Below are 24,566 nucleotides of genomic sequence, written 5' to 3' on the forward strand. Positions count from 1 at the left end.
CATAGAGCGCGATGAACGCAAAAAAGAGCCGCAGGCCAGGCTAAGGCGCTGCGGCTAAAGGGTGATATCGGACAATCAGGTCTAAATTGCCCAGCCGACCTTCATTCCTTCGTAGATGGCTTCCTCGGCACTGCGAGGGGCAAGACAGTCGCCGGCTCGATGAATCGCAATGCTGTCGTCCAACTGATCAGCCAGATCGTCGATTGATTCGTGCCCGGTGCAGAGCACCAGGGTGTCGATGTTCTCGAAGATGATGGGTTCGCCGCTCGCCGTGTGCTGCATATAGACGGTGGAGTCATCGCAACCGTAAAGCCGGGCATAGGTGGTCACCGGGATCTTCAACTTGTGCATTTCACCGACCATGTTGTCACGGACGTAGAGTGGCAGGATCTCACCGACGTTGAGTCCGTTCACGGCAAGCTGAACGTTGTGGCCAGCCCTGGTCAGAATTTCGGCTATGCCGGGACCGATCCAATCGCAGCGCCAATCCACGACGACAACGGACCGGCCCACCTTCACTTCGTTGCGAAGTATTTGCCAGGCGTTGACGACTTGCAGATCCCCGCCCGCTTCGTAGCAAGGGGTGTATGGCTTCGCGCCGGTTGCGAGGACGACAGCGTCAGGTTTCGCCTCATTGATGATTTCTGCTGTCACGCGGGTGTTCTTGAACACCTTGACGTTGGCCAGTTCAAGTTCGCGTTGGAGGTTCGTGCTTGCGCCGCCGAATTCGCTCCGCCGGGGAAGAAGTTGAGCGAGGAGGACCTGCCCGCCGAGTTGCGAAGTCGCTTCGTACAGGGACACGTCATGGCCTCGCTGGGCCGCGGTGGCAGCCGCCTTCATGCCGGCGGGGCCACCACCGATCACCATCACCTGCTTCTTTACCTGGGCCGCAGTGACAACGCCGTAGCGCAGCTCACGGCCGGTCTCGGGGCGCTGGATGCAGGAGATCGGGAAACCCTTGTGGAAGTGACCGATGCACGCCTGGTTGCAAGCGATACAGGCGCGTACGTCGTCGGCCTTCCCGCTGGAGGTCTTGTTTGGCATCTGGGGATCACAGATCAGAGCCCTTGTCATGCCGCAGACATCCGCCTGTCCCCGGGCAAGGATCAGTTCGGCCTCCTGGGGCGCATTGATTCGCCCGGTCACGAACAGCGCAATGGACAGCTTCGACTTGAAACGGGCGGCTTCATTCGCCAGGTATGCCGCTTCAACCGCCATCGGCGGAACGATATGAATCGCACCGCCGAGTGTTGCTGACGTACCGGCGACGATATGCACGTAGTCCAGACGATCCTGGAGCCGTTGTGCGGCCTGAAGAGACTCCTCTTCAGTCAGGCCATCGGCATCGCGTTCATCAGCCGAAATGCGCATACCGACCACGAAGTTTTCACTCGTCCGGGCCCGCACCGCCTCGATGATTTCATCAATGAATCGCAGTCTGTCCGCGATGTCACCGTTGTACTGGTCCGTGCGCCGATTGATGCGCGGGTTCAAGAACTGCGACGGCAGGTATCCGTGGCTGGCGACAATCTCCACGCCATCGATGCCTGCAGCCTCCAGCCTGCGAGCGGCTTCACCATACCCAGCAACGATCTCGTCGATCATCTTCTGATCGAGCGTTCGGGGCATGACGTGAAAGCGTTCATTCGGCGTGGCGGAGGCCGAGTAGGCGACGGCCAAGGGCCCATCGCTGGACTCCATGATCTCGCGTCCCGGGTGGAATATCTGCGAAAAGACCACCGTCCCATTCGCGTGGCAGATATCGGCGATCCGACGATAGCCGGCAATGCAGTCGTCATCGGTGGCCATCAGCACATGAGAAGTGTACCGGGCACTTTCGTGTACACCTGCAACTTGCAGAATAATGAGCCCTGCGCCACCTTCGACTCGGGCCTTGTGGTACGCGACCAACTGGTCGTTAACCAGATTGTCGGTGGGCATTGAGGTGTCATGCCCGGTAGACATGATCCGGTTCTTCAGACGCTTGTTACGTATTTGAAGAGGTGAAAACAGGTGTGGGTACGCATCATTTGAGGCAGGCATCTTAGAGGTCCTATCAGCGTGTTTAACAATGACGTGCTTTTAGTTGCTCCAGTTGACTGGGTACAGCGCGTAAAAGACCCTGGCTTTTTTGCCCGAGTAGGCGAGGGGCGTCTTCTCTGGAACCCAGATAACATCACCCGGTTTTGCCGCTATTGTGGTTTCGCCGAGAACGAGTTCAAACTCACCTTCCAGGACGACGATCAGTTCATCGTAAAGCACAGTCCAGTTGATCGAGATGTCATCGAAATAAGCGATTCCGGCGCCCATCGTCTGGCTTTCATCGGTGCCTACCAGGCGACAAATGGCAGCCCTGTTCAGGGGCTGTCCGCCATAAGACGAATAGACCATCTCGTCACGCTTGAAGTGAATGGTGTTGGACATAGATCAGACCTCTGGGTGGTGTTTCCATTATTTATTGCACCTAAGTTGCATAGGGTTCTCAAGTGCGAACTAACGGGCTGGGTGGCAGTGCTTCGCCTGAGAGCGTTCAAGTGCAACAAGAACCCCATAGGCGACTGCTGTCATAATGATCATGATGTACGGTAGCCAGGCAAATACACCCTCGGATTCGATCATGAAGTAATAAGCCAGGATGACGGCAAACGTCAGGCCGCCGATGGCAATTGCCGGGATATTTATTAAATTCTGCTCCCCGGATTTAATGATTTCTTTAATGGCAGCTATGCTGAGCAAGACATATGGAATAATCCAGAACAGAGAGAACAGCGTAGAAAGATAGTTCGCCGAAAGGATCGGTGGTGCACCTGCAAAAACCTGAAGTGCCAGCGGAATAATCGCGGCCGAAGTAGCCATCAGAATCGTCGCGGCCGTGGGCGATCCAAACTCGGGATGCACACTCGAAAAGACCGAGGGAAGAAACTTCTCGGTGGCCGAGGTGGCAAATACTCGGCTCCCATAGTTCATGAACGCTACAAGACTGGCAAATGCGGCTCCGGTAAGCAGAAGGTCGATTGGCTTTTGCAGATAGGACATGCCGGCAATGTTGGCCATGATGGCGGTCGGCGACTGACCCGCATTGAGCGCATCGGCTTGCGAACTCATGAGGTGAGTGGTCAGCAGCAGCATTCCAGTAAAGGCGAACCCTGTGATCAAAAGGACATTTCGAATCAGCTTTGGCACGTTCTTTTTCGGCTCAGCAGTTTCCGCTGCCAGCGCCGCCAGGGCGTCACAGCCAACGAAGTAGGCCAGGCCTACAATGGTGCCTTGCGCAAGGCTTTGCCACGAAACACCCTGGAGCGTCAGCTGAGCCGTCAGATCAACGCCCGTGTCCATCGCGGCTGTGACCGCAACGATCGACACGAGAGGAGCCGAGAGGAAAGACAGCCAGGCCGTGATGGAGATGGAGGCATCAAGCCCGCGCCAGGTCAGCGCTCCGGCAAGGACGGAGAGAGTGATGGCCGACGCTGCCTGGAACCAGTTCGACGCGGCAAACGGTACGCCGACACTGTGCAGAAAGCTGCTGCTGAACATCACGACCGATGCGGAAAGGGCAGCACAGACGATCAGGAACCCAGTGAGGTAGGACGCGGCTACCACGCGTTGTGGCATGCGCCCAAGAGACAGGCCAACGTACGAGATAAGAGAGCCCGTCACTACATGCTTGCGGGCAAACACGTTGCTTGCCATTGACATGAAAAGGGCGGCGGCAAGTGCGAGCAGCATCGCTAGCCAAGAGCCATTTCCTGCATACAGAGGAAGGCATCCGGCAGCCATTGCTGCGCTGGGGACAACTTGTTGGCCGGATAGGCCCAACAGGGTTACTCGAAACAGAGACTCTGGTTGGGTATTAGCCTTGAACGTTTCTGATGTATAGGATTCAAATGCCGTGCTGGCGTCTTGATACTTCGTCATTGTGTCTCGGACCTTAATTATTATTGTCAGCGGCCTGTAAGCCGGAAATAAAATCCATTGACGCTAGAGGCAATGCAGATAACGGCGTCTGCACTTCCATGTGCAGCCCGCAGGGCACTAAAAGTTAGTGCTTGATCATTACGTGGCGGATGGAGGTGTAATCTTCCAGGCCGTACATGGACAGATCTTTCCCATATCCCGACATTTTTTGCCCGCCATGAGGCATTTCGTTGAGCAGCATGAAGTGGGTGTTGACCCAGGTGCATCCGTACTGAAGGCGAGCACTAAGGCGATGCGCACGGCCCACGTCCTGCGTCCAGACAGAGGATGCCAATCCGTAGTCGGAGTCGTTGGCCCAGGCCAGTACCTGGGCTTCGTCGGTGAACTTGGTTACCGACACGACGGGGCCAAAGACTTCGCGCCGTACGATTTCATCGTCTTGCTTCGCGTCAGCAAGCACCGTCGGCTCGAAGAAGTAGCCGGGGCCATCAACCGGCTTGCCGCCAGTGACTACTCGGATGTGCGGTTGAGCAATCGCGCGATCGACCAACGCTTTCACCCGATCACGATGTTGGGAGGTGATCAGCGGGCCCAGTTCGACACCGTCTTCATCCTGAAGACCGTACTTGAGGGTGCTTACCGCTGCGCCCAGTTTCTCCACGAACTTTTCGTAAATGCCTTCCTGGGCATAGATGCGGGTGGCGGCGGTGCAGTCCTGGCCCGCATTGTAGAACCCAAAAGTCCTGATCCCTTCGACTGCCGCATCGATATCGGCGTCATCGAAAATCAGCACGGGTGCCTTGCCTCCCAGCTCCATGTGCATGCGCTTGATCTCGCTACTGGTGCTCGAAATGATGTTCGCGCCAGTCGCGACGGAGCCGGTAAGCGAGACCATTCGAACTTTCGGGTGAGTCACGAGCGGCGCCCCAACCGAGGGTCCGCGACCGAAGACAATGTTGAGCGCACCTTGAGGCAGGACAGTGTTTACGAGTTCGGCCAGGCGCAGTGCCGTGAGGGGGGTTTGTTCCGAGGGCTTGAGGACGACCGTGTTACCGGCGACCAGTGCAGGTGCGATCTTCCACGCGACCATCATCAGCGGATAGTTCCAGGGTGCGATGGACGCGATGACGCCGATGGGATCGCGGCGAATCATCGAGGTATACCCCGGCAGGTATTCGCCGGCGGCGCTACCGTTCAGGCATCGAGCGGCCCCCGCAAAGAAACGGAACACGTCAGCCACGGCAGGCAGTTCGTCGTTGAGCACGGCGGGATAAGGCTTGCCGCAGTTCAGCGACTCAAGGCGGGCAAGCTCTTCAGCGTGTAGGTCAATGAGATCGGCAATCTTCAGCAGTGCTGCGCTACGGTCTTTGGGCGCGAGGCGAGACCAGCCTTCAAACGCCGCTTCGGCGGCGTCGATGGCCGCATTGACCTGGCTGGCGTCAGCTTCGGGGATTTCGATGATGACCTCGCCGGTCGACGGATTCAGTACCGCCTGGGACGCACCAAGACCGGATATCAGGTTTCCATCGATCAGTAGTTTGGTTTGCATTGTTGTACCCATATTTATTGTTTGATCAGGGAATTACATGTTGGCGTAGTTGGGACCGCCGGTTCCTTCCGGGGCCACCCAGGTGATGTTCTGGGCCGGGTCCTTGATGTCGCAGGTTTTGCAGTGCACACAGTTTTGGGCGTTGATCTGGAAGCGCTTGCTCCCGTCATCGTTGTTCAGCACTTCGTAAACACCTGCCGGGCAGTAGCGCTGCGCGGGTTCGTCGTAGAGGGGCAGGTTCTTGACGAGCGGGATGCTTGCGTCAGCCAGGCGCAGATGCACCGGTTGGTCTTCTTCATGGTTGGTGCTGGAGAGGAACACCGAAGAGAGTTTGTCGAAGCTGATCTTTGAGTCCGGCTTCGGATACTCGATGCGTGGGGACTCGGCGGCTGGCTTCAGGCAGGCATAGTCCGGCTTGTTGTCGCGCAAGGTGAAGGGAATTTTGCCGCCGAACCAATTCTGGTCGATGTAGTTGAAGGCACCGCCGACCAAGGCGCCGAATTTGTGAATGGCGGCGCCGAAGTTGCGGCTGCGAAACAGTTCGTCAAACAGCCAACTGGATTTGAAGGCATCGACGTAGCCGGTGAGCTCGTCACCCTTGCGATCAGCAGCCAGCGCTTCAGCGGTCGCTTGCGCAGCCAGCATGCCCGACTTCATGGCGGTGTGGCTGCCCTTGATCTTGGCGAAGTTCAGAGTGCCCAGATCGCAACCGATCAGCGCGCCGCCTGGGAAGACCATCTTCGGCAGGGCGTTCAGGCCACCCTTGCAGATGGCGCGGGCGCCATAGGCCACACGCTTGCCGCCTTCCAGGTACTGCTTGACGACCGGATGGTGCTTGTAGCGCTGGAACTCGTCGAACGGCGACAGGTACGGGTTGCTATAGGACAGGTCGACAATCAGGCCGACGATCACCTGGTTGTTCTCCAGATGATAGAGGAAGGAGCCACCTGGATTCTCGTCGTTCAGCGGCCAGCCGGCAGTGTGAATCACCAGGCCGGGCTGGTGTTTGCTCGGATCGATGTCCCAGACTTCCTTGATGCCAACGCCGTAGTGCTGGGTGTCGGCGTCGCAATCCAGGTTGTACTTCTTGATCAGTTGCTTGCCGAGGTGACCACGGCAACCTTCGGCGAACAGGGTGTACTTGGCGCGTAGCTCCATGCCGGGGGTGTAGTAACCTTCTTTCGGGTTGCCTTCGCGGTCGACGCCGAGATCGCCGGTAACGATGCCGCAAACAACACCGCCCTGGTCGAACAGCACTTCCTGGGCGGCGAAACCCGGATAGATCTCCACACCCAGGCCTTCCGCCTGCCGGGCCAGCCAGCGGCAGAGGTTGCCCAGGGAAATGATGTAATTTCCCTCGTTGTGCAGGGTCTTCGGGACGAAAAAATGGGGAATTCGCTTGGCGTTTTCCGGTCCTTGGAGCAGGTAGATGTCGTCGCGGGCTACAGGGGTATTCAACGGGGCGCCCAGGTCTTTCCAGTCAGGGAAGAGTTCGTTCAGGGCGCGAGGTTCGAATACGGCGCCGGAGAGGATGTGGGCACCGATCTCCGAACCTTTCTCGACTACGCATACGCTGATCTCTTGACCCGTTGCGGCGGCCTGCTGCTTCAGTCGGCATGCGGCAGAAAGCCCGGCAGGGCCAGCACCGACGATGACGACGTCATATTCCATAAATTCACGCATGTGCTTCGTACTTATTATAAGAGTGGCGTGTAAAAAGAAGCCGGCAGAACCGGCTAAAGCGGGAACCGTTGTTTCGAGAGCGGCGACCTATCCCTTAAAGGGCTTTCTCCAGCTCTGGAATGAGCTCGAACAGATCACCGACCAGGCCGTAGTCCGCGACCTGGAAAATCGGCGCTTCCTCGTCTTTGTTGATCGCGACGATGATCTTGGAGTCCTTCATGCCGGCAAGGTGTTGGATGGCGCCGGAGATACCTACGGCGATGTACAGCTGCGGCGCGACAATCTTGCCGGTCTGGCCGACCTGCATATCGTTCGGTACAAAGCCAGCATCGACGGCAGCACGGGAGGCACCCACGCCGGCACCGAGCTTGTCCGCCAGGGAATAGAGCAGGCTGAAGTTGTCGCCATTGCCCATGCCCCGACCGCCGGACACGACGATCTTGGCGGCGGTCAGTTCCGGGCGGTCGGACTTGGCCAGATCTTCGCCGACGAAGGCGGATTTGCCTGCATCAGTGACGATATTGATCGCTTCAACCACGGCGTTACCGCCCTCAGCGGCGGCGGCGTCGAACCCGATGGCACGCACGGTGATCACTTTCACGGCAGCCGAGGACTGCACGGTGGCGATGGCGTTGCCGGCGTAGATCGTACGCTTGAAGGTGTCGGCGCTTACAACAGCGATGATTTCGGAGAGCTGGTCGACGTTCAACAGTGCGGCTACGCGCGGCAGGTAGTTCTTGCCGTTGGTCGTAGCCGGGGCCAGTACGTGGCTGTAGTCCTTGCCCAAGGTGGCAATCAACGGCGCAACGTTTTCCGGCAACTGATGCGCATAAGCAGTGTTGTCGGCAACAAGTACCCGAGACACGCCAGCAACCTTGGCAGCGGCTTCGGCGACAGCGCCGACATTGGAACCTGCAACCAGCACGTGGATGTCGTCACCCATCTTCTGAGCGGCAGTGACGGTATTCAGAGTCGCAGCGCCCAAGACGCCGTCGTTGTGTTCAGCGATTACCAGGATTGCCATCTCAGATCACCTTCGCTTCGTTTTTCAGTTTCTCAACCAGCTCAGCCACGGACTTGACCTTGATGCCGGCCTGGCGCGTGGTCGGCGCTTCAACTTTCAGGATTTTGACGGTAGATGCGGTGGACACGCCGAGGGCGTCCGGAGTGACTACGTCCAGCGGCTTCTTCTTTGCTTTCATGATGTTCGGCAGCGATGCGTAACGCGGCTCGTTCAAGCGCAGGTCTGTGGTAACGATGGCGGGCAGGTCCAGCACGATGGTTTGCAGGCCACCATCGATCTCACGAGTCACATTGACCTTGTCGCCCGTCACTTCGACCCTGGACGCGAAAGTACCCTGTGCATAGCCGCTCAGGGCGCCCAGCATCTGGCCGGTCTGGTTGTTGTCGCTGTCGATGGCTTGCTTGCCGAGGATGACCAGTTGCGGCTGTTCCTTGTCGAGCACGGCCTTGAGCAGCTTGGCCACGGCCAGAGCGTTCAGCTCGTCGTCGGACTCAACCAGGACAGCGCGGTCAGCGCCCAGGGCCAGGGCAGTACGCAGTTGCTCCTGGGCGGCGTTCGGACCAATGGTGACGACGACGATTTCGCTCGCAATGCCTTTCTCTTTCAAGCGTACGGCCTCTTCCACGGCGATTTCGCAGAAGGGGTTCACCGACATCTTGACGTTGGCGAGATCAACACCGGAGTTGTCAGCCTTCATGCGGACCTTCACGTTGTAATCAACGACCCGTTTTATCGCTACCAGTACTTTCATCTTGTTATTACCTAGCCTGCTTGAGGTGCAGCAATGCGTATTTGGAGCCATCTGCGTGGAGCGATGGCCGCGCTTTTTGGGTGACGGAACTCACGAACCGAGCCTGCGCGGGCTTCCTTTCGAAGGAGCAGGGAAGAGCGCTGACGGTACGAGAGATACTCGTGAAATTTTATACGTTTTTTCACGGCGCCAGGCAAGCGGTTTGAAATGTGAGCTCGTCGATTTGAAAAAAACGATATAAATCAGTTGATTACGCGGACGGCGAGAGGCTGGGCCCGCGTGAAAAACTCGGGTCCAGAGCTGGAAGGGGGGGAGTGAAGAGCGGTGGATGTGCCCAAATAGGCGAATGAAATGGGGTTAGCGGAGGGCAAATACCCAAACAATTTTGGTTGGTATTTGGCCCTTGTTGACGTAGCTGTGCGGGGTGCTGGACGTGAAATGGAAGCTGTCACCCTCAACCAGGTGAAGTGTTTCTCCATTGATTGTCAGTTCCAGTTCACCATCCAGAACCAGGCCGCCTTGTTCTCCCGCATCCGTCATCAGATCGTCGCTTGATCTGGAGCCCGGGGCAATTTCTGTCAGCAGCATATGAAACTTGCCAGAAATATCGGGCGACAGAAGTTGGTCCTTTATGCCCCCGCGATAATCAAGCGCCGAGCGCTCCCGGCGTTTCACCAGGACAGGGTGCTTAGGCAGTTCCTGCTCGGAAGTAAAAAAGCTCAAGTAGTCGACTTCCAAAAGCTGAGCGATCGCCCCGATGTCTTCAATGCTCGGTCGGGAAAGTCCTCGTTCGATCTGAGAGACAAAACCAATCGATCTGCCAATTCGATCAGCTACCTGCTGAAGACTGAGACCTTTTTTCTTGCGCAGGTATTTGATTCTCAAGCCTGCAACGTGGTCGTTCATTCTTGGCTCCAAGGGGTACACGCGGATGGCGAGTAGGTTTTAAGGGGGGGGGTAGCGGGTGTTGCCGCAAATGATAACCAATGTCGGTTTTTGGTCGGGACGGCCTGCAGTATACCGGACGTCGTGAAAACTTCAGATTTTGTTCATGGGGGTTTCACATTGGTGCTCTGACAAAGTCAGGGATGAGCAGCTCCTGACGGCCGCACAGGCCACTTGACCACAGGCTGTGCGCACTGGCGCCAATCGCCAGGTAGCCGGGCTCAGTCTGAGTGATTGTGAAATAAGTATATTTTCTTCATGAAAGATATTGCATATTTTCATATGCTGTTTCACAGTGATGGCCATAACAACGTAAGGAGCGCCAAGCTCCTGGTCATCCAGAGGTACGTCCTGTGACGACAGATCCGCGCTATTCCATTCTCTTCGAGCCCGTGAAAATCGGGCCCGTCACGGCTCCCAACCGTTTTTTCCAGGTTCCTCATTGCAATGGCATGGGGCACGTCCGGCCAAATATGCTCGCTACCATGCGGGGCGTGAAAGCGGAAGGTGGCTGGGGGACGATCTGTACTGAGAACACTGATATTCACCCCACCTCTGACCAAGGGCCCTATGCCGAGGGCCGGCTTTGGGATGATGCCGACATTCCTGCTGTCCAAGCCATGACCCGGGCTGTTCAGGCGCATGGAGCCTTGGCAGGGATCGAGTTGGGGCATCTGGGCCTGGCTTTTGGCAACCAGGACTCGCGTATGCCGCCAATCGCGCCATCCCACCGGTCAATTATTCTGGATGAGCCGATTCAGGCGCGGGGGATGTCGCTTCGAGACATCAAGGACTTCAGAACCTGGCATCGAAATGCCGCGCTGCGCGCCAAGCGTGCTGGCTTCAACATTATCTACGTCTACGCGGCGCATAACCTTTCGATCCTTCAGCAGTTCCTGCTTCCTCGCTACAACACCCGTACCGATCATTACGGTGGCAGCCTTGAAAATCGTGTTCGCCTGCTGCGTGAAGTGCTCGAAGACACCAAGGATGCCGTGGGCGACACCTGTGCGGTCGCGTTGCGTTTTTCGGTTGAAGAGCTCATGGGGGACGACGGCATCCGGCATGACGCCGAAGGACGTGAAATCGTCGAGATGCTGGCCGAGCTTCCCGATCTCTGGGACGTGAACGTTGGTGACTGGGAACACGACTCGGCACCCTCGCGTTACTCGCAGGAGGGTTACCAGGAGCCGTACATCTCCTTTGTAAAGCGAGTCACCAGCAAGCCTGTCGTCGGGGTAGGGCGGTACACCTCTCCCGACACGATGGTTCGCCTGATCAAGGCTGGCGTCATGGACCTCGTCGGTGCAGCCAGGCCCTCCATCGCCGATCCGTTCCTGCCGAACAAGATCAAGGAAAATCGCCTTGAGGATATCCGCGAGTGCATCGGCTGCAACATCTGTGTTTCGTCCGACCAGAACATGGTTCCGCTGCGTTGTACGCAGAACCCGACCATGGGGGAGGAGTGGCGTCGAGGCTGGCACCCGGAGCGTATGAATCCGAAGCGGTCCGATGATTCGGTTCTGGTCATCGGTGCCGGTCCTTCGGGTCTCGAAGCGGCGCGTGCGTTGGGCGAGCGGGGTTATTCCGTTGCCCTGGCCGAGGCCTCGGCTGAGTTGGGCGGTCGTGTATTGAAAGAAGGTGGCCTGCCGGGGTTGGCGGAGTGGCGTCGTGTTGCAGACTACCGTGTGCAGCAGCTTCTGAAATCCACGAAAGTAGACATTTACCGAGAGAGCAACCTTTCGACCGAGGACGTTCTGGGCTTTGGTTTCCAGCATGTACTGGTGGCAACCGGCGCGACCTGGCGGGGCGATGGTGTGGGTCGAAGCCTTCATCAGCCGGTACCGGGACTTGGCACCATCCCCGTCTTCACGCCCGACGACATCATGGGAGGCAACCTGCCCAAAGGCGAGGTAGTGGTGTTCGATGACGACACTTACTACATGGGCAGCGTTATCTGCGAGTTGCTGGCGAAAAAGGGATGCCGGGTTCGCCTTGTAACTCCGTTCTCCGTTGTTTCTCCCTGGTCCTATTTCACCTGGGAGCAAAGGCGAACGCAGGTACGCCTGATGGAGCTAGGGGTTGAAATCAACACTAACCGTTCGCTGTGCAAGCTGACGGATAACGGTGTCGTAACTGCCTGTACCTACACAGGGCAGGAATATGAGATTGCAAGTGCAGCCGTGGTGCTGGTTACCGAGCGCCTACCGAACGAAGGCCTGTACCTCGATCTGGTCAAAGACAGTTCTGCGCTTGACGTTGCGGGAATCAAATCGGTCCGTGCAATTGGCGACTGTTATGCGCCAGGAATTATCGCCAGTGCTGTTTACAGCGGTCATCTAGCGGCGCGTGAACTGCAGGAAAGCGAAGAGGCAATTGCCTTCCGTCGCGAACGAATCATCGTCCACTCGTGAGTAAAAAAATGAACAAGAAACATGTAGAAGACGTGGTGTCTTTCTGCCGCTCTGCTGTGGAGCCGGCCATTGAGACTGTCAATCACGCTAACGTTCTCTCGGGAGAATACATCTCCACAACGTGGCTTCATTACTACGATCCTGAATCTGGATACTCTGTTGGTGTTTGGGAGGCAGGGAGTTTCCGGGAGGCATTTATCTCGGAGCAAAACGAATATTGCCATTTGCTTGAAGGCGTCGTTCGGCTGACCGACAGCGAAGGAAAGTCCGAGGATTATTCACAAGGAGACTCGTTCGTTATTCCAGCCGGCTTCGATGGAGTCTGGGAGAACATCGTTACGGTCAGGAAGTACTTCGTGATTAGCTAAAATATTTAACATATGAGCCGTGTAAGCGGCTCATATGCTTGGGTATTTACTTTCTTCTTCATGTGTGTGGAGTCAGAAATGAATAAGATCCTGGCGTTTTCAGTTTTTGCTTTTGCGTTTGGTCTGAGTGCAGTTCAGGCACAGGAAAAATCTTCTGGTAATGTTGTAAATATCTATAACTGGGGGGATTACATTGACCCTGCTTTGAAAGAGCAGTTTCAAAAGGAAACGGGCATCACTGTCGTTTATGATGTCTTTGATTCTAATGAAACTCTGGAGGGCAAGCTCCTCTCGGGGAATACAGGATATGATCTTGTAGTTCCGTCAATTCAATTTCTAGCCCGGCAGGTCAAGGCGGGCGTTTATCGAAAGCTCGATAAGGAGAAGATTCCCAATCTCTCGAACCTGGACCCTGCAATGCTGAAGCTGATCGAGTCCAGCGATCCTGGTAACGTTTATGGGGTTCCTTACCTCTGGGCCTCGAATGGCATTATCTACAACCCGGTAAAGGTCAAGGAGACTCTGGGTATAGACGCTATTGACTCTTGGTCTGCGGTTTTTGATGTTGAAAATATCAAAAAGTTATCCAAATGTGGCGTGGCTTTTTTCGAATCGCCTGACGAGATTTTTCCTGCTGTACTTCAGTACATCGGAAAGGACCCCAATACGACTGACCTGAAGGATTACAAGGAGGCGTCAGACCTTCTGGAGAAGGTAAAACCCTACGTAACCTATTTCAACTCGTCGAAGTATGTTTCCGATCTTGCCAATGGAAATATTTGCCTCGCCATTGGCTATTCCGGCGACCCGGGACTCATTAATTCGCGAGCTGAAGAGGCAGGTAATGGCGTTCATGTTAACTTCGCCGTCCCGAAAGAAGGGTCAAAGCTAAGTGTCGACATGATGGCGATTCCTGCGGATTCAAAGAATCCGGAAAATGCCGAGAAATTCATTAATTTCGTGCTCGACCAGAAGGTAATGGCGGCGATTACAAACTACGTTCACTACCCAAACGCAGTGCCAGGTTCAAAGCAGTTCACTTTGCCAGAAATTTCCAATGATCCAGTGATTTATCCGCCGGAAGACGTTGCTCGACGCCTGGTTGTCATTAAGTCACGTTCGCCTGAACTAGTAAGATTTATCACCAGGTCTTGGAATAAAATTAAAAGCGGTAGTTGAACTGTCGTTCACGGGTATGTCGGGAGTAATTCGATGACTGTTGCTGCTGTTGTTTCTGAATCAATGGATCAATCACGAAGTGAGATTGTTCTCAAGATTCAAGGGGTGTCGAAAAAGTTCGACGGTGTCGTTGCGGTTGATGATGTCAACCTGGAAATTCGGCGGGGTGAGATCTTTGCTCTGCTTGGGGGATCCGGTTCGGGGAAGTCGACCTTGCTGCGAATGTTGGCGGGTTTCGAACGGCCCACCGAGGGACAGATTCTCTTGGAGGGAGAGTCCATTGCAGATGTCCCTCCCTATGATCGCCCTATCAATATGATGTTCCAGTCCTATGCGTTATTTCCGCATATGACAGTCGAGCAGAATATTGCATTTGGCTTGAAGCAGGATGGGAAAGGGAAAGTCGAAATCGGCAAAATCGTGCAAGAAATGCTGAAGCTGGTTCAGATGACCAGCTTTGCAAAGCGCAAGCCTCATCAACTATCGGGAGGGCAGCGCCAGCGCGTTGCCCTGGCTCGTTCGTTGGCCAAGCGTCCCAAGCTTCTTCTTCTCGATGAGCCGATGGGGGCGCTGGACAAAAAACTGCGTACGCAAATGCAGCTCGAGCTCGTTGAGATCATCAGCCGAGTGGGGGTTACCTGCGTGATGGTGACCCATGACCAGGAAGAAGCCATGTCGATGGCTCAACGTATTGCCATCATGAACAACGGCCGTATCGAGCAAGTCGGGAGTCCTGTCGATATCTACGAGACCCCGATCAATCGTCACGTATGCGAGTTCATCGGTAGCGTTAACGTCTTTGACGGCGAGTTGGTCGAGGATCTGGAAGATCGTGCCTTGATCTCGTCACCCGTGCTGCAGCAGCTCATATACATTGGCCATGGCATCAGTACCCGCGCTCAAAGCAAGTCAATTTCCTATGCAATTCGTCCGGAAAAAATGCTTATGACGTTGGAACGCCCTGATTCCGACTTCAATTGGACGCTCGGTTGTGTTGATGAAGTAGCGTACCTGGGTGGGCACACCAATTACTTTGTAAGGGTGGCGTCGGGAAAGAAAATCCAGGTACAGATCCCAAACAGTGAGCGGCATCTGAAGCGACCGACATTGCGTCAGCAAGTTTATATCTCTTGGTACGATGATGCTGGCGTGGTACTGCAATCATGAACATCGTTAAATTCATTGAGGCACGACGGCCAAGAGGGAGGCACGTCGTGATCGGTGTGCCGTTCTTCTGGCTGTTCCTGTTCTTCCTGCTGCCCTTCGCAATCGTGCTGAAAATCAGCCTGGCTTCGGCCGACGTTGCCATTCCGCCTTACATCGAAGTGGTCCAGTACGCCAACCAGTCCCTTCAGATCTTACTGAACTTGGGCAACTATCTGATATTGACGGGCGACCCGCTCTATATCGACGCCTACCTGGGATCGCTGAAGATGGCGGCGATCAGCACGGTCCTGTGCCTGTTGATCGGTTATCCAATGGCTTATGGCATCGCCCGTGCCAACAAGGAAATGCAGACCGTGCTGATGCTGTTGATCATGATGCCGACCTGGACGGCGATCCTGATCCGCGTGTACGCCTGGATGGGTATCCTCTCCAACAACGGTTTGCTCAATAGCTTGCTGATGTTCCTGGGGATCATTCCGGAGCCTTTGGTCATCCTCAACACGAACCTGGCGGTGTACATCGGCATCGTTTATTCGTATCTGCCGTTCATGGTCATGCCGCTCTACGCCAACCTGGTGAAGCACGACTTGAGTTTGCTGGAAGCTGCATCCGACCTTGGTGCGCGCAACTTCACCAGCTTCTGGAAGATCACCGTCCCGCTGTCCAAGAACGGCATCATCGCCGGCTGCATGCTGGTGTTCATTCCTGTGGTGGGCGAGTTCGTGATTCCGGAACTGCTCGGCGGCCCCGAGACGCTGATGATCGGCAAGGTGCTGTGGCAGGAGTTCTTCAACAACCGTGACTGGCCGGTGGCTTCCGCCCTCGCCGTGGTGATGCTGGCGATCCTGATCGTGCCCATCATCCTGTTCAACAAAAACCAGGCGAAAGAGCTGGAGGGCAAGGTATGAACAAGCGTTGGTCGTTTTCCAGCATCATGCTGGTGTTGGGTCTGCTATTCATCTACCTGCCGATGGTCATCCTGGTCATCAACTCGTTCAACGCCTCCAAGCTGGTGACTGTCTGGGGCGGCTGGTCGGTGAAGTGGTATGTCGGACTGCTGGACAACCGACAATTGGTGGGGTCGGTGTTCCGCTCGCTGGAGATCGCCCTCTATACCGCGGTTGCCGCTGTTGCCTTGGGCACCCTGGCCGCCTTCGTGCTGACCCGCATTCCACGCTTCCGTGGCCGTACGCTGTTCGGCGGCATGGTCACGGCGCCGCTGGTCATGCCCGAGGTGATCACCGGTCTGTCGCTGCTGCTGTTGTTCGTCGCCATGGCCCAGTTGATCGGCTGGCCGCAGGAGCGCGGCATCGTGACCATCTGGATTGCCCACACCAGCTTCTGTTCGTCCTACGTGGCGGTCGTGGTTTCGGCGCGCCTGCGTGAGTTGGACCTTTCCATCGAGGAAGCGGCCATGGACCTGGGCGCCAGGCCCTGGAAAGTGTTCCTGCTGATCACCATCCCGATGATCGCGCCATCGCTGGCGGCGGGCGGCATGATGTCCTTTGCCCTGTCGCTGGATGATCTGGTACTCGCCAGCTTCGTGTCCGGTCCGGGCGCCACCACGCTGCCAATGGAAGTGTTCTCTGCCGTACGCCTTGGCGTGAAGCCGGAGATCAACGCGGTGGCCAGCCTGATCCTGTTATCTGTATCGCTGTTCACTTTCTTCGCATGGTATTTCACCCGTAGAGGTGAGCAGCGCAGGCGGCGGTCCGTCCAACTGATGCATGAGGACGTTTCGGCAAAAGCACCACTGCCGCAGTTACAGGCGGCGTAAACCCGACAGCACGGCGGGAGGCGGTGCAGGTGATGCAGGTGTAAACCGGCACCGCTTGTCAGTTGATCGAGCTGTCCCGCCTGGTGTCGCGCTGTTGGTCGTGAAGTGTGTGAAAATACAAAAAATAATTCATGAAAAATATTGCATAATTTCATGATTGGTTTCACAGTGATGGCCATAACAACGTAAGGAGCGCCGAGCTCCTGGTCATCCTGAGGTACGTCCTGTGACGACAGATCCGCGCTATTCCATTCTCTTCGAGCCCGTGAAAATCGGGCCTGTCACGGCTCCCAACCGTTTTTTCCAGGTTCCTCATTGCAATGGCATGGGACACGTCCGGCCAAACATGCTTGCGGCTATGCGAGGCGTGAAGGCGGAAGGTGGTTGGGGGACGATCTGCACGGAAATTACTGACATTCACCCCACCTCCGATGTGGGACCCTATGCCGAGGGCCGGCTTTGGGATGATGCCGACATCCCTGCCGTCCATGCCATGACCCGGGCTGTTCAGGCGCATGGAGCCTTGGCGGGGATCGAGTTGGCGCATGTGGGCTTGGCTTTTGGCAACCAGGACTCGCGTATGCCGCCAATCGCGCCGTCCCACCGGTCAATTGCTATGGAAGAGCCGATTCAGGCGCGGGGGATGTCGCTTCGAGACATCAAGGACTTCAGAACCTGGCATCGAAATGCCGCGCTGCGCGCCAAGCGTGCTGGCTTCAACATTATCTACGTCTACGCGGCGCATAACCTTTCGATCCTTCAGCAGTTCCTGCTTCCTCGCTACAACACCCGTACCGATCATTACGGTGGCAGCCTTGAAAATCGTGTTCGCCTGCTGCGTGAAGTGCTCGAAGACACCAAGGATGCCGTGGGCGACACCTGTGCGGTCGCGTTGCGTTTTTCGGTTGAAGAGCTCATGGGGAACGACGGCATTCGGCATGACGCCGAAGGACGTGAAATCGTCGAGATGCTGGCCGAGCTTCCCGATCTCTGGGACGTGAACGTTGGTGACTGGGAACACGACTCGGCACCCTCGCGTTACTCGCAGGAGGGTTACCAGGAGCCGTACATCTCCTTTGTAAAGCGAGTCACCAGCAAGCCTGTCGTCGGGGTAGGGCGGTACACCTCTCCCGACACGATGGTTCGCCTGATCAAGGCTGGCGTCATGGACCTCGTCGGTGCAGCCAGGCCCTCCATCGCCGATCCGTTCCTGCCGAACAAGATCAAGGAAAATCGCCTTGAGGATATCCGCGAGTGCATCGGCTGCAACATCTGTGTTTCGTCCGACCAGAACATGGTTCCGCTGCGTTGTACGCAGAACCCGACCATGGGGGAGGAGTGGCGTCGAGGCTGGCACCCGGAGCGTATGAATCCGAAGCGGTCCGATGATTCGGTTCTGGTCATCGGTGCCGGTCCTTCGGGTCTCGAAGCGGCGCGTGCGTTGGGCGAGCGGGGTTATTCCGTTGCCCTGGCCGAGGCCTCGGCTGAGTTGGGCGGTCGTGTATTGAAAGAAGGTGGCCTGCCGGGGTTGGCGGAGTGGCGTCGTGTTGCAGACTACCGTGTGCAGCAGCTTCTGAAATCCACGAAAGTAGGCATTTACCGAGAGAGCAACCTTTCGACCGAGGACGTTCTGGGCTTTGGTTTCCAGCATGTACTGGTGGCAACCGGCGCGACCTGGCGGGGCGATGGTGTGGGTCGAAGCCTTCATCAGCCGGTACCGGGGCTTGGCACCATCCCCGTCTTCACGCCCGACGACATCATGGGAGGCAATCTGCCTAAAGGCGAAGTAGTGGTGTTCGATGACGACACTTACTACATGGGCAGCGTTATCTGCGAGTTGCTGGCGAAAAAGGGATGCCGGGTTCGCCTTGTAACTCCGTTCCCCGTTGTTTCTCCCTGGTCCTATTTCACCTGGGAGCAAAGGCGAACGCAGGTACGCCTGATGGAGCTAGGGGTTGAAATCAACACTAACCGTTCGCTGTGCAAGCTGACGGATAACGGTGTCGTGACTGCCTGCACCTACACAGGGCAGGAATATGAGATTGCAAGTGCAGCCGTGGTGCTGGTTACCGAGCGCCTACCGAACGAAGGCCTGTACCTCGATCTGGTCAAAGACAGTTCTGCGCTTGACGTTGCGGGAATCAAATCGGTCCGTGCAATAGGCGACTGTTATGCGCCGGGAATTATCGCCAGTGCTGTTTACAGCGGTCATCTGGCGGCGCGTGAACTGCAGGAAAGCGAAGAGGCAATTGCCTTCCGTCGCGAACGAGTCATTGTCCACTCTTGAGTTAAAGATGAATACAGAAGCATACGCTTCCTCTTCAATAGGCAGCATGCGCTAATACGGCTGAGGACAGAATGAACGATTTGACATATGACGTAGTAGTGATTGGTGGCGGGCATAATGGGCTGGTTACAGCTAACTATCTGGCCAAGGCGGGATTTCGCGTCTGCGTTTTAGAGCAGCGCCATATCGTCGGCGGGGCGGCAGTCAGCGAGGAGTTTTTCCCGGGTTATAGAAACTCGATCGCATCCTATGTGGTCAGCCTTCTGCGACCAGAAGTGATTTCGGACTTGCAGCTCGAGGCATATGGCTACGAGACAATGCCACTGGAAAATTCGTTCTATCCAGATATCAATGGCGAGTACCTATTACTTACAGCAGACGAAGAAGAGAATAAGCGACAGTTCGCGAAGTTTTCAGAGACTGATTATTCTGCCTACCAGCAGTTCGAACATCTTGTTGAAAAAGTTGGAGATATAGTTCGGGGGCAATGGCTACGAGAGCCGCCGAAGCTGGCCGGTGGAGGTATTCAGGATCTTTTTAGTGGACTGAAGTTGGGGCTGGACCTTTATAAAACAGACTCGGAAACACGGCATCGAATGCTGCAACTATTTCTCGGGACACCCAGCAGCATGATCGATCGCTGGTTCGAGAGTAAAAAAATCCAGTCAGTCATGGCTACGCATTGTATGCCGGCAACATTTGCTTCGCTGCATCAGCCGGGTGCTTGTATGCCGATGTTGCACCATGCGGTTGGTGAGTTGAACGGACGCAGAGGTGCTTGGGGAATAGTCAAGGGTGGGATGGGCTCGATAACGCAGGCTATGGCAAAGTCAGCTGTCGCTAAAGGCGTCGAGATACGTGTAAACAGCGAGGTCGAGAACATACTCGTTGAAAATGGCGCTGTGCGTGGAGTGCGCCTCAAAGGGGGCGAGCAGATATCAGCAAAAATAGTAGCTGCAAACACCGACCCAAAGCGCACGTTCCTGAATTTACTGGGAGAGCAGCATCTTCCGACTTCGTTTGCGGAAGATATCAAGGTGTTCCGCCAAGAATCAGCATCCTTGCGAATGAACCTTGCATTGAAGGGTATCCCGGAGTTTGCATGTATACCCTCGAAGGGAATTGGATCGCACCATAAGGGCGGGATCTACTTCATAGAAGGAAAGGAGCATGTGGAGCGTGCCTATTATTCGGCTCGAAGCGGAATTCCTGCAAATCCCCCAATCGTTGAAGCGTTGATGCCGAGTACGATTGACGACACGCTTGCCCCGGCTGGTCATCATGTAATGAGTCTGCTGTGTAAATATATGCCTTACGACCTGTCTGAAGGAAGACATTGGGATGATATAAAGAAGGAAGTGGCCGAAAATATCATCGATTATGTTGCGCGTTACATTCCTAATCTAAGAGAGATTCTGGTTGGCTATCAGTGCCTGACCCCTCTTGACTTGGAACGCATGTTTGGCATGACTCGCGGGGACATCTGTCATGGAAGACTCGAGCCAGATCAGTTATTCAGCTCTCGTCCTCATCCTGATGCCGCTCAATACTCGACCCCCGTAGCAGGTTTGTATCTATGCGGATCGGGTGCCCATCCAGGAGGAGGCGTTACAGGTGCGCCTGGGTACAATGCTGCAAAGCGCATCATAAAGGATAACTGATACTTGTAGTGCGGCCAGGGCCTGCCAATGGTTGTTAGCCGGTTGACGCTGATGCGATATTGAAACTGCCCGCCGGCGTTCATTGGCCTACCCGAATACTCGGCAAGAACGCTCTTGCGCTGTATTTGATGGGCAACATACCGGGCAATAAAAACAAGCCCCGGTCAAAATCGCATTAGCTTCAACAAGTTTGAGTAACAGAAGGCTGTTTTTTGCGTTGCGTTGCCAGCACGACACTGCGAGTTCACGCAATAGAGATGTTGGTGAACGGAATCGAGGCGATGAATAGCGCCTCTCCCAGACGGCATTACTTGATCTGCAACAACAATAACGGAGGAAGCAGATGAACATGAAGCAGACGCTGCACGCACTACTGGCTGTAGGGATCACGCTCGGCACATGCGCGTTTGCCGAGGAGCGTCAGGTCAATATCTACAACTGGACTGATTACATCGGCGATACGACGCTGGCTGATTTCCGCAAGGAGACCGGCATCAAGACTGTCTACGATGTCTTTGAGGCCAACGAAACCCTCGAGGCAAAACTACTGACGGGTAATACCGGCTACGACATCGTCGTGCCAAGCAGCCATTTCCTGCCTCGGCAAATCAAGGCCGGCGTTTACGCGAAGCTGGACCGTTCCAAGCTTACGAACTACAAGAACCTCGACAGCACTATTCTCAAGCGCCTTGAGGAAAATGATCCGGGGAATCAATACACCATCCCTTACATGTGGGGCACGAGCGGCATTGCTTATAACAAGGACAAGATCAAGCAGGCCCTGGGCGTCGACCACATCGATTCCTGGGCGGCTCTGTTCGATCCGGAGGTCGTCAAGAAGCTCCATCGCTGCGGCGTCGCAGTGATGGACTCACCGGATGAGCTGTTTGGCGCAGTGCTCCACTTCATGGGCAAGAGCCCCAACAGCGCCAACATCAAGGATTACGAAGAAGCGTTGGATCTGATGAAGAAGATCCGCCCCTACATCACCTACTTCCACTCTTCAAAATTCATCAGTGACCTCGCCAACGGCGATATCTGTATCGCGATGGCAAACTCTGGCGACGGCTTCCAGGCCATGAAGCGCGCTGAAGAAGCTCACATTGGCGCCCGAATTGAATACGTTGTGCCAAAGGAGGGTGGCAATCTCTGGATCGACGTATTGGCAATTCCGGCAGACGCGAAGCACAAAGACGAAGCGCATGTGTTCCTCAATTTCCTGCTGGATCCCCGGAACATAGCTAAGGTTAGTGATTACATCGGTTATGCCAATCCCAACCCTGCCGCAGATCCTTTGGTATTGAAGGAGCTACTCGAGAATCCTGCGGTTTATCCGAATAAAGAGGTGATTGACCACCTCTACGTCTCCACCTTACTTCCTCAGAACGTGGTTCGTTGGATGACCCGTGCTTGGACTAATCTGAAAAACACTCAGTAATTTGGCTCGCTGGTGTCTGGCGTCTATTGAAGACCGCTATAAGCATGTTCTGTAATAGACGCCGAGTTTTTAGATCACTGTTGCATAATCATTGAGTCAACGCAGCAGATCTCATTGGATTCTATGGATGACGGCAAGACGCGTTGGGCGGACGATACAAGATTTCTTAGAGCGGTAAATTTTGGTCCGGTCAGCCAAATCAGTGACTCGGAGTTCCAAATTTTCCTCAGTGGCGAAAGGTTGACGCGGGTTTGATCGATTCGCACTACGGTAGATGCAAACGCGATCATGCTAGGGCTGTTGAACTGGTAATCAATTTTAAGGGGGGCTTTTGCTGGTTACTGATGCGTTGCTTTGGCGTCCAATGGTCGGTTTTTGTCGGGCATAGACCCCACCCTCGGCGAGCCAATGTATGTGCCTGGGCTCCAATCCAGCCGATGCATGCTTGCGTAGCCACGTCAGAACGGTCGTTTTGCCTTGAATCCCGTAGTGCTCCTAAGCCTATCTATAACTCAGTTCACCTTTTTCGATTTGGTCGACGTCCAATAATTTAAAGGTCAGTGTGTAATCTCGCTGACTACGCCTTTTTCCTGATTCCATTGCACCCTCCTGAAAATAGTTCAGAAGGTGTAAGTCTTATTCAGAACGGGGCACAGGTGTGTGTTCACGCCGCTTTTGGCCCTTTTTCGCGCTGCCTTTGGCACCAATCTAGTCTGATACTTCCCTTTCTTTCTCAGCGTTTTCGCATGTCAGATAGCCTTGCCAAACGCCCTGTTTCCGGGCAATTAGGGTGCTTTTTCTCACCCGCTCCGCGGCGCTAAACCCTGGAGGCTCAGTTCCGATTCTTCGTTCTAAAAGGGCACCATCCAACATCCGCGATACCGGCCAACCTCCATCGGCTTTCCACCTGAGAGGAAGATCGACCCAGAGTCCTTCATGTTTTTCTTGAAGTCGTCGGTGGCTGTCACCAGCAAGTCAACGTCACCTTGCTCAAGGGTAAATCCTTTATCAGCGAGTGAAATGGCTGGTTCAATCAGGGCCGCACGAGGCTTGGTACCGTATTTCACATGCCAGGTAGGCAGCCGCCGGCAGGTCTGGATGACGGCTTCAGCCAAGCGGCGCGTCATCCGAGAGTAGCGATCAACCCAACTGATAGCCTCCATTCGTTTGCCGCAAGCGTCACAGCCAACTCGTCTGAGTTCAAGGTTCAGCTGCACCGGCCGCCCAAGAATGGGCAGGTCACGGATGAGCCGCCGGCAATATTCATGGGTGGTTGTGCTGGGCGAGTTACAGCCGCTGCAGGTAGGAAATCGGGTGGCCTGGGGGATGAGATCGATCTGCAGTGCGTCACCATCAGGCTTGATGGAGACGACAGAAAAGCCCTCCCAAAACGGAAGGAAAGTATTAATATCGCGCATAAGAACGCCGGTTTGTTAGATGTGTTTGTTCGCACCAACATCATCAAACAAATCGGCGTTCTTGTTTCTGTGTTTCCCGGGATTCCGTGAAGAACCATAAAGAAGGCTGGTTTTGGCCCATCCCAGAGGCTGTAAAAAACAGCGTTTCGTGTTCCAGGTCGCGACCGATGCGACTCGGAGCATTGACCGTGCTGTCGCTCAGCCAACGAACGTCAATGACCCAAGACGATCAGGTTATGAGCGTTTTTACACACTCTGGGCCGGTAGCTGCCTTCCGTGGACGGTAGCTGTTGGCAATAACTGCCGCTCAGAGATGACCGTGGCCCGGCCAAATTTAGACCATTCGCAGATAAAAGGTCATGTCAGCGAATCGACAAACAACAGGCTGATGTCTCGCTCAACGAGCTGCAAAATGCCCGCAGTGAGAGAGTCCTGCGAGCACACCAGGTTACGAAAGTGGAACGCGTAGATCGCATAGATGATGTCGACTAGGGCATCAGCGTCACGACTACTTTTGAGCTTCCCACTTTCAATATACACCTCGATGGCCCTCTTCAATGACGCCCGGAAGCGGCGCCGCGCATGCTCAATATCGGGCTGTTCATCGACCGCTAGCACCATCACCGCTAAAAGCTCGCGCCAGAAGCGCTTGTCCTCGACTGAGTCTACATCGCCGTAGTCTGCGGCAATCATAGCGAGAATGCCTTGTTGAGGGTCTGCCGGAAGATCGCTCAGCACCTCATGCACCCTTTCCTGCGCCAAAAACACTTGATTCTCAATGATGGCAATTAGCAGCGCGTGCTTGTTCGGGAAGTAGTTGTAAACCGTTGTCACCGCTGCCTCAGCATTCGCCGCAATGTCCTCCATCCGTGTGCTAGTGACCGTCCCCTCGCGGAACAACTCGGTCGCAGTATTTATGAGGTTCTGGCGAAATTTCTCCTTCTTCCTTTCGCGAAGCGATGGCGTCTGTGGCTGGCTAGTGGGCATATT

The 24,566-nt window shown here is 55.3% G+C and carries 18 protein-coding genes and 3 pseudogenes; 9 read left to right on the forward strand and 12 right to left on the reverse strand.

The genetic code is table 11. The features are described from left to right. Window positions 1-81: 81 nt before the first annotated feature. From K5K95_RS19905 to K5K95_RS19940, 8 genes are all read right to left on the reverse strand, one after another. Window positions 82-2,043, reverse strand: a complete 1,962-nt coding sequence (locus K5K95_RS19905) for an FAD-dependent oxidoreductase (RefSeq protein WP_222585706.1) — start codon at window positions 2,041-2,043, stop codon at window positions 82-84. Between the two features lie 39 nt (window positions 2,044-2,082). After that, window positions 2,083-2,424 (reverse strand): cupin domain-containing protein, encoded by a 342-nt coding sequence (locus tag K5K95_RS19910; RefSeq protein ID WP_222585707.1) that lies wholly within the window; start codon window positions 2,422-2,424, stop codon window positions 2,083-2,085. Between the two features lie 69 nt (window positions 2,425-2,493). Continuing rightward, on the reverse strand, window positions 2,494-3,915 hold the full coding sequence (locus K5K95_RS19915) for an APC family permease (protein ID WP_222585708.1): 1,422 nt from the start codon (window positions 3,913-3,915) through the stop codon (window positions 2,494-2,496). A 124-nt stretch (window positions 3,916-4,039) separates the two neighbouring features. Then, on the reverse strand, window positions 4,040-5,464 hold the full coding sequence (locus K5K95_RS19920) for a gamma-aminobutyraldehyde dehydrogenase (RefSeq protein ID WP_222585709.1): 1,425 nt from the start codon (window positions 5,462-5,464) through the stop codon (window positions 4,040-4,042). A gap of 33 nt (window positions 5,465-5,497) precedes the next feature. Then, complete coding sequence (locus K5K95_RS19925) at window positions 5,498-7,147, reverse strand: electron transfer flavoprotein-ubiquinone oxidoreductase (RefSeq protein WP_222585710.1); 1,650 nt, start codon at window positions 7,145-7,147, stop codon at window positions 5,498-5,500. Window positions 7,148-7,241: 94 nt separating this feature from the next. Further along, window positions 7,242-8,171, reverse strand: coding sequence for an electron transfer flavoprotein subunit alpha/FixB family protein (locus K5K95_RS19930; RefSeq protein ID WP_222585711.1), 930 nt, complete (start codon window positions 8,169-8,171; stop codon window positions 7,242-7,244). A 1-nt stretch (window position 8,172) separates the two neighbouring features. After that, window positions 8,173-8,922 carry an electron transfer flavoprotein subunit beta/FixA family protein gene (locus K5K95_RS19935; protein ID WP_222585712.1) on the reverse strand — a complete coding sequence of 250 codons (750 nt, stop codon included), beginning with the start codon at window positions 8,920-8,922 and terminating at the stop codon, window positions 8,173-8,175. A 357-nt stretch (window positions 8,923-9,279) separates the two neighbouring features. Then, the gene (locus K5K95_RS19940; protein ID WP_222585713.1) at window positions 9,280-9,828 is read right to left on the reverse strand and encodes a cupin domain-containing protein; all 549 of its coding nucleotides are present in this window, start codon (window positions 9,826-9,828) and stop codon (window positions 9,280-9,282) included. A 392-nt stretch (window positions 9,829-10,220) separates the two neighbouring features. Here K5K95_RS19940 and K5K95_RS19945 point away from each other — a divergent pair, with 392 nt between their 5' ends. From K5K95_RS19945 to K5K95_RS19985, 9 genes are all read left to right on the forward strand, one after another. Then, window positions 10,221-12,281 (forward strand): FAD-dependent oxidoreductase, encoded by a 2,061-nt coding sequence (locus K5K95_RS19945; RefSeq protein ID WP_222585714.1) that lies wholly within the window; start codon window positions 10,221-10,223, stop codon window positions 12,279-12,281. A gap of 8 nt (window positions 12,282-12,289) precedes the next feature. Beyond that, entirely contained in the window at window positions 12,290-12,649 is a 360-nt protein-coding gene (locus K5K95_RS19950; RefSeq protein ID WP_222585715.1) for a cupin domain-containing protein, read from the forward strand. 78 nt (window positions 12,650-12,727) lie between these two features. After that, window positions 12,728-13,828, forward strand: coding sequence for a polyamine ABC transporter substrate-binding protein (locus tag K5K95_RS19955; RefSeq protein ID WP_222585716.1), 1,101 nt, complete (start codon window positions 12,728-12,730; stop codon window positions 13,826-13,828). 33 nt (window positions 13,829-13,861) lie between these two features. Continuing rightward, entirely contained in the window at window positions 13,862-14,995 is a 1,134-nt protein-coding gene (locus K5K95_RS19960; RefSeq protein WP_222585717.1) for an ABC transporter ATP-binding protein, read from the forward strand. Further along, window positions 14,992-15,903, forward strand: a complete 912-nt coding sequence (locus tag K5K95_RS19965) for an ABC transporter permease subunit (protein WP_222585718.1) — start codon at window positions 14,992-14,994, stop codon at window positions 15,901-15,903. Before K5K95_RS19960 ends, K5K95_RS19965 begins: the two co-directional genes overlap by 4 nt. Next, complete coding sequence (locus K5K95_RS19970; RefSeq protein WP_222585719.1) at window positions 15,900-16,772, forward strand: ABC transporter permease subunit; 873 nt, start codon at window positions 15,900-15,902, stop codon at window positions 16,770-16,772. Before K5K95_RS19965 ends, K5K95_RS19970 begins: the two co-directional genes overlap by 4 nt. 226 nt (window positions 16,773-16,998) lie before the next feature. Continuing rightward, window positions 16,999-19,059: an FAD-dependent oxidoreductase gene (locus K5K95_RS19975; protein ID WP_222585720.1), complete on the forward strand. Its 2,061-nt coding sequence runs from the start codon at window positions 16,999-17,001 to the stop codon at window positions 19,057-19,059. A gap of 71 nt (window positions 19,060-19,130) precedes the next feature. Continuing rightward, a complete protein-coding gene (locus K5K95_RS19980; RefSeq protein ID WP_222585721.1) occupies window positions 19,131-20,720 on the forward strand; it encodes a phytoene desaturase family protein in 1,590 nt (529 codons plus the stop codon). A 343-nt stretch (window positions 20,721-21,063) separates the two neighbouring features. Beyond that, window positions 21,064-22,158 (forward strand): polyamine ABC transporter substrate-binding protein, encoded by a 1,095-nt coding sequence (locus K5K95_RS19985; protein WP_222585722.1) that lies wholly within the window; start codon window positions 21,064-21,066, stop codon window positions 22,156-22,158. Between the two features lie 422 nt (window positions 22,159-22,580). Here K5K95_RS19985 and K5K95_RS19990 read toward each other — a convergent pair. The 4 genes and pseudogenes from K5K95_RS19990 to K5K95_RS20000 form a co-directional block, all read right to left on the reverse strand. After that, window positions 22,581-22,758: pseudogene (locus K5K95_RS19990) on the reverse strand (IS3 family transposase); the annotation flags it as partial. Window positions 22,759-23,039: 281 nt separating this feature from the next. Beyond that, window positions 23,040-23,219, reverse strand: a pseudogene (ggt, locus tag K5K95_RS33155) (gamma-glutamyltransferase); the annotation flags it as partial. A gap of 171 nt (window positions 23,220-23,390) precedes the next feature. Then, a pseudogene (locus tag K5K95_RS33160) lies at window positions 23,391-23,576 on the reverse strand (ISL3 family transposase); the annotation flags it as partial. A 357-nt stretch (window positions 23,577-23,933) separates the two neighbouring features. Beyond that, entirely contained in the window at window positions 23,934-24,563 is a 630-nt protein-coding gene (locus K5K95_RS20000; RefSeq protein ID WP_261398184.1) for a TetR/AcrR family transcriptional regulator, read from the reverse strand. Between the last annotated feature and the right edge of the window lie 3 nt (window positions 24,564-24,566).

Source organism: Pseudomonas sp. DR48 (genome assembly GCF_019823085.1).
Taxonomy (GTDB): Bacteria; Pseudomonadota; Gammaproteobacteria; order Pseudomonadales; family Pseudomonadaceae; genus Aquipseudomonas.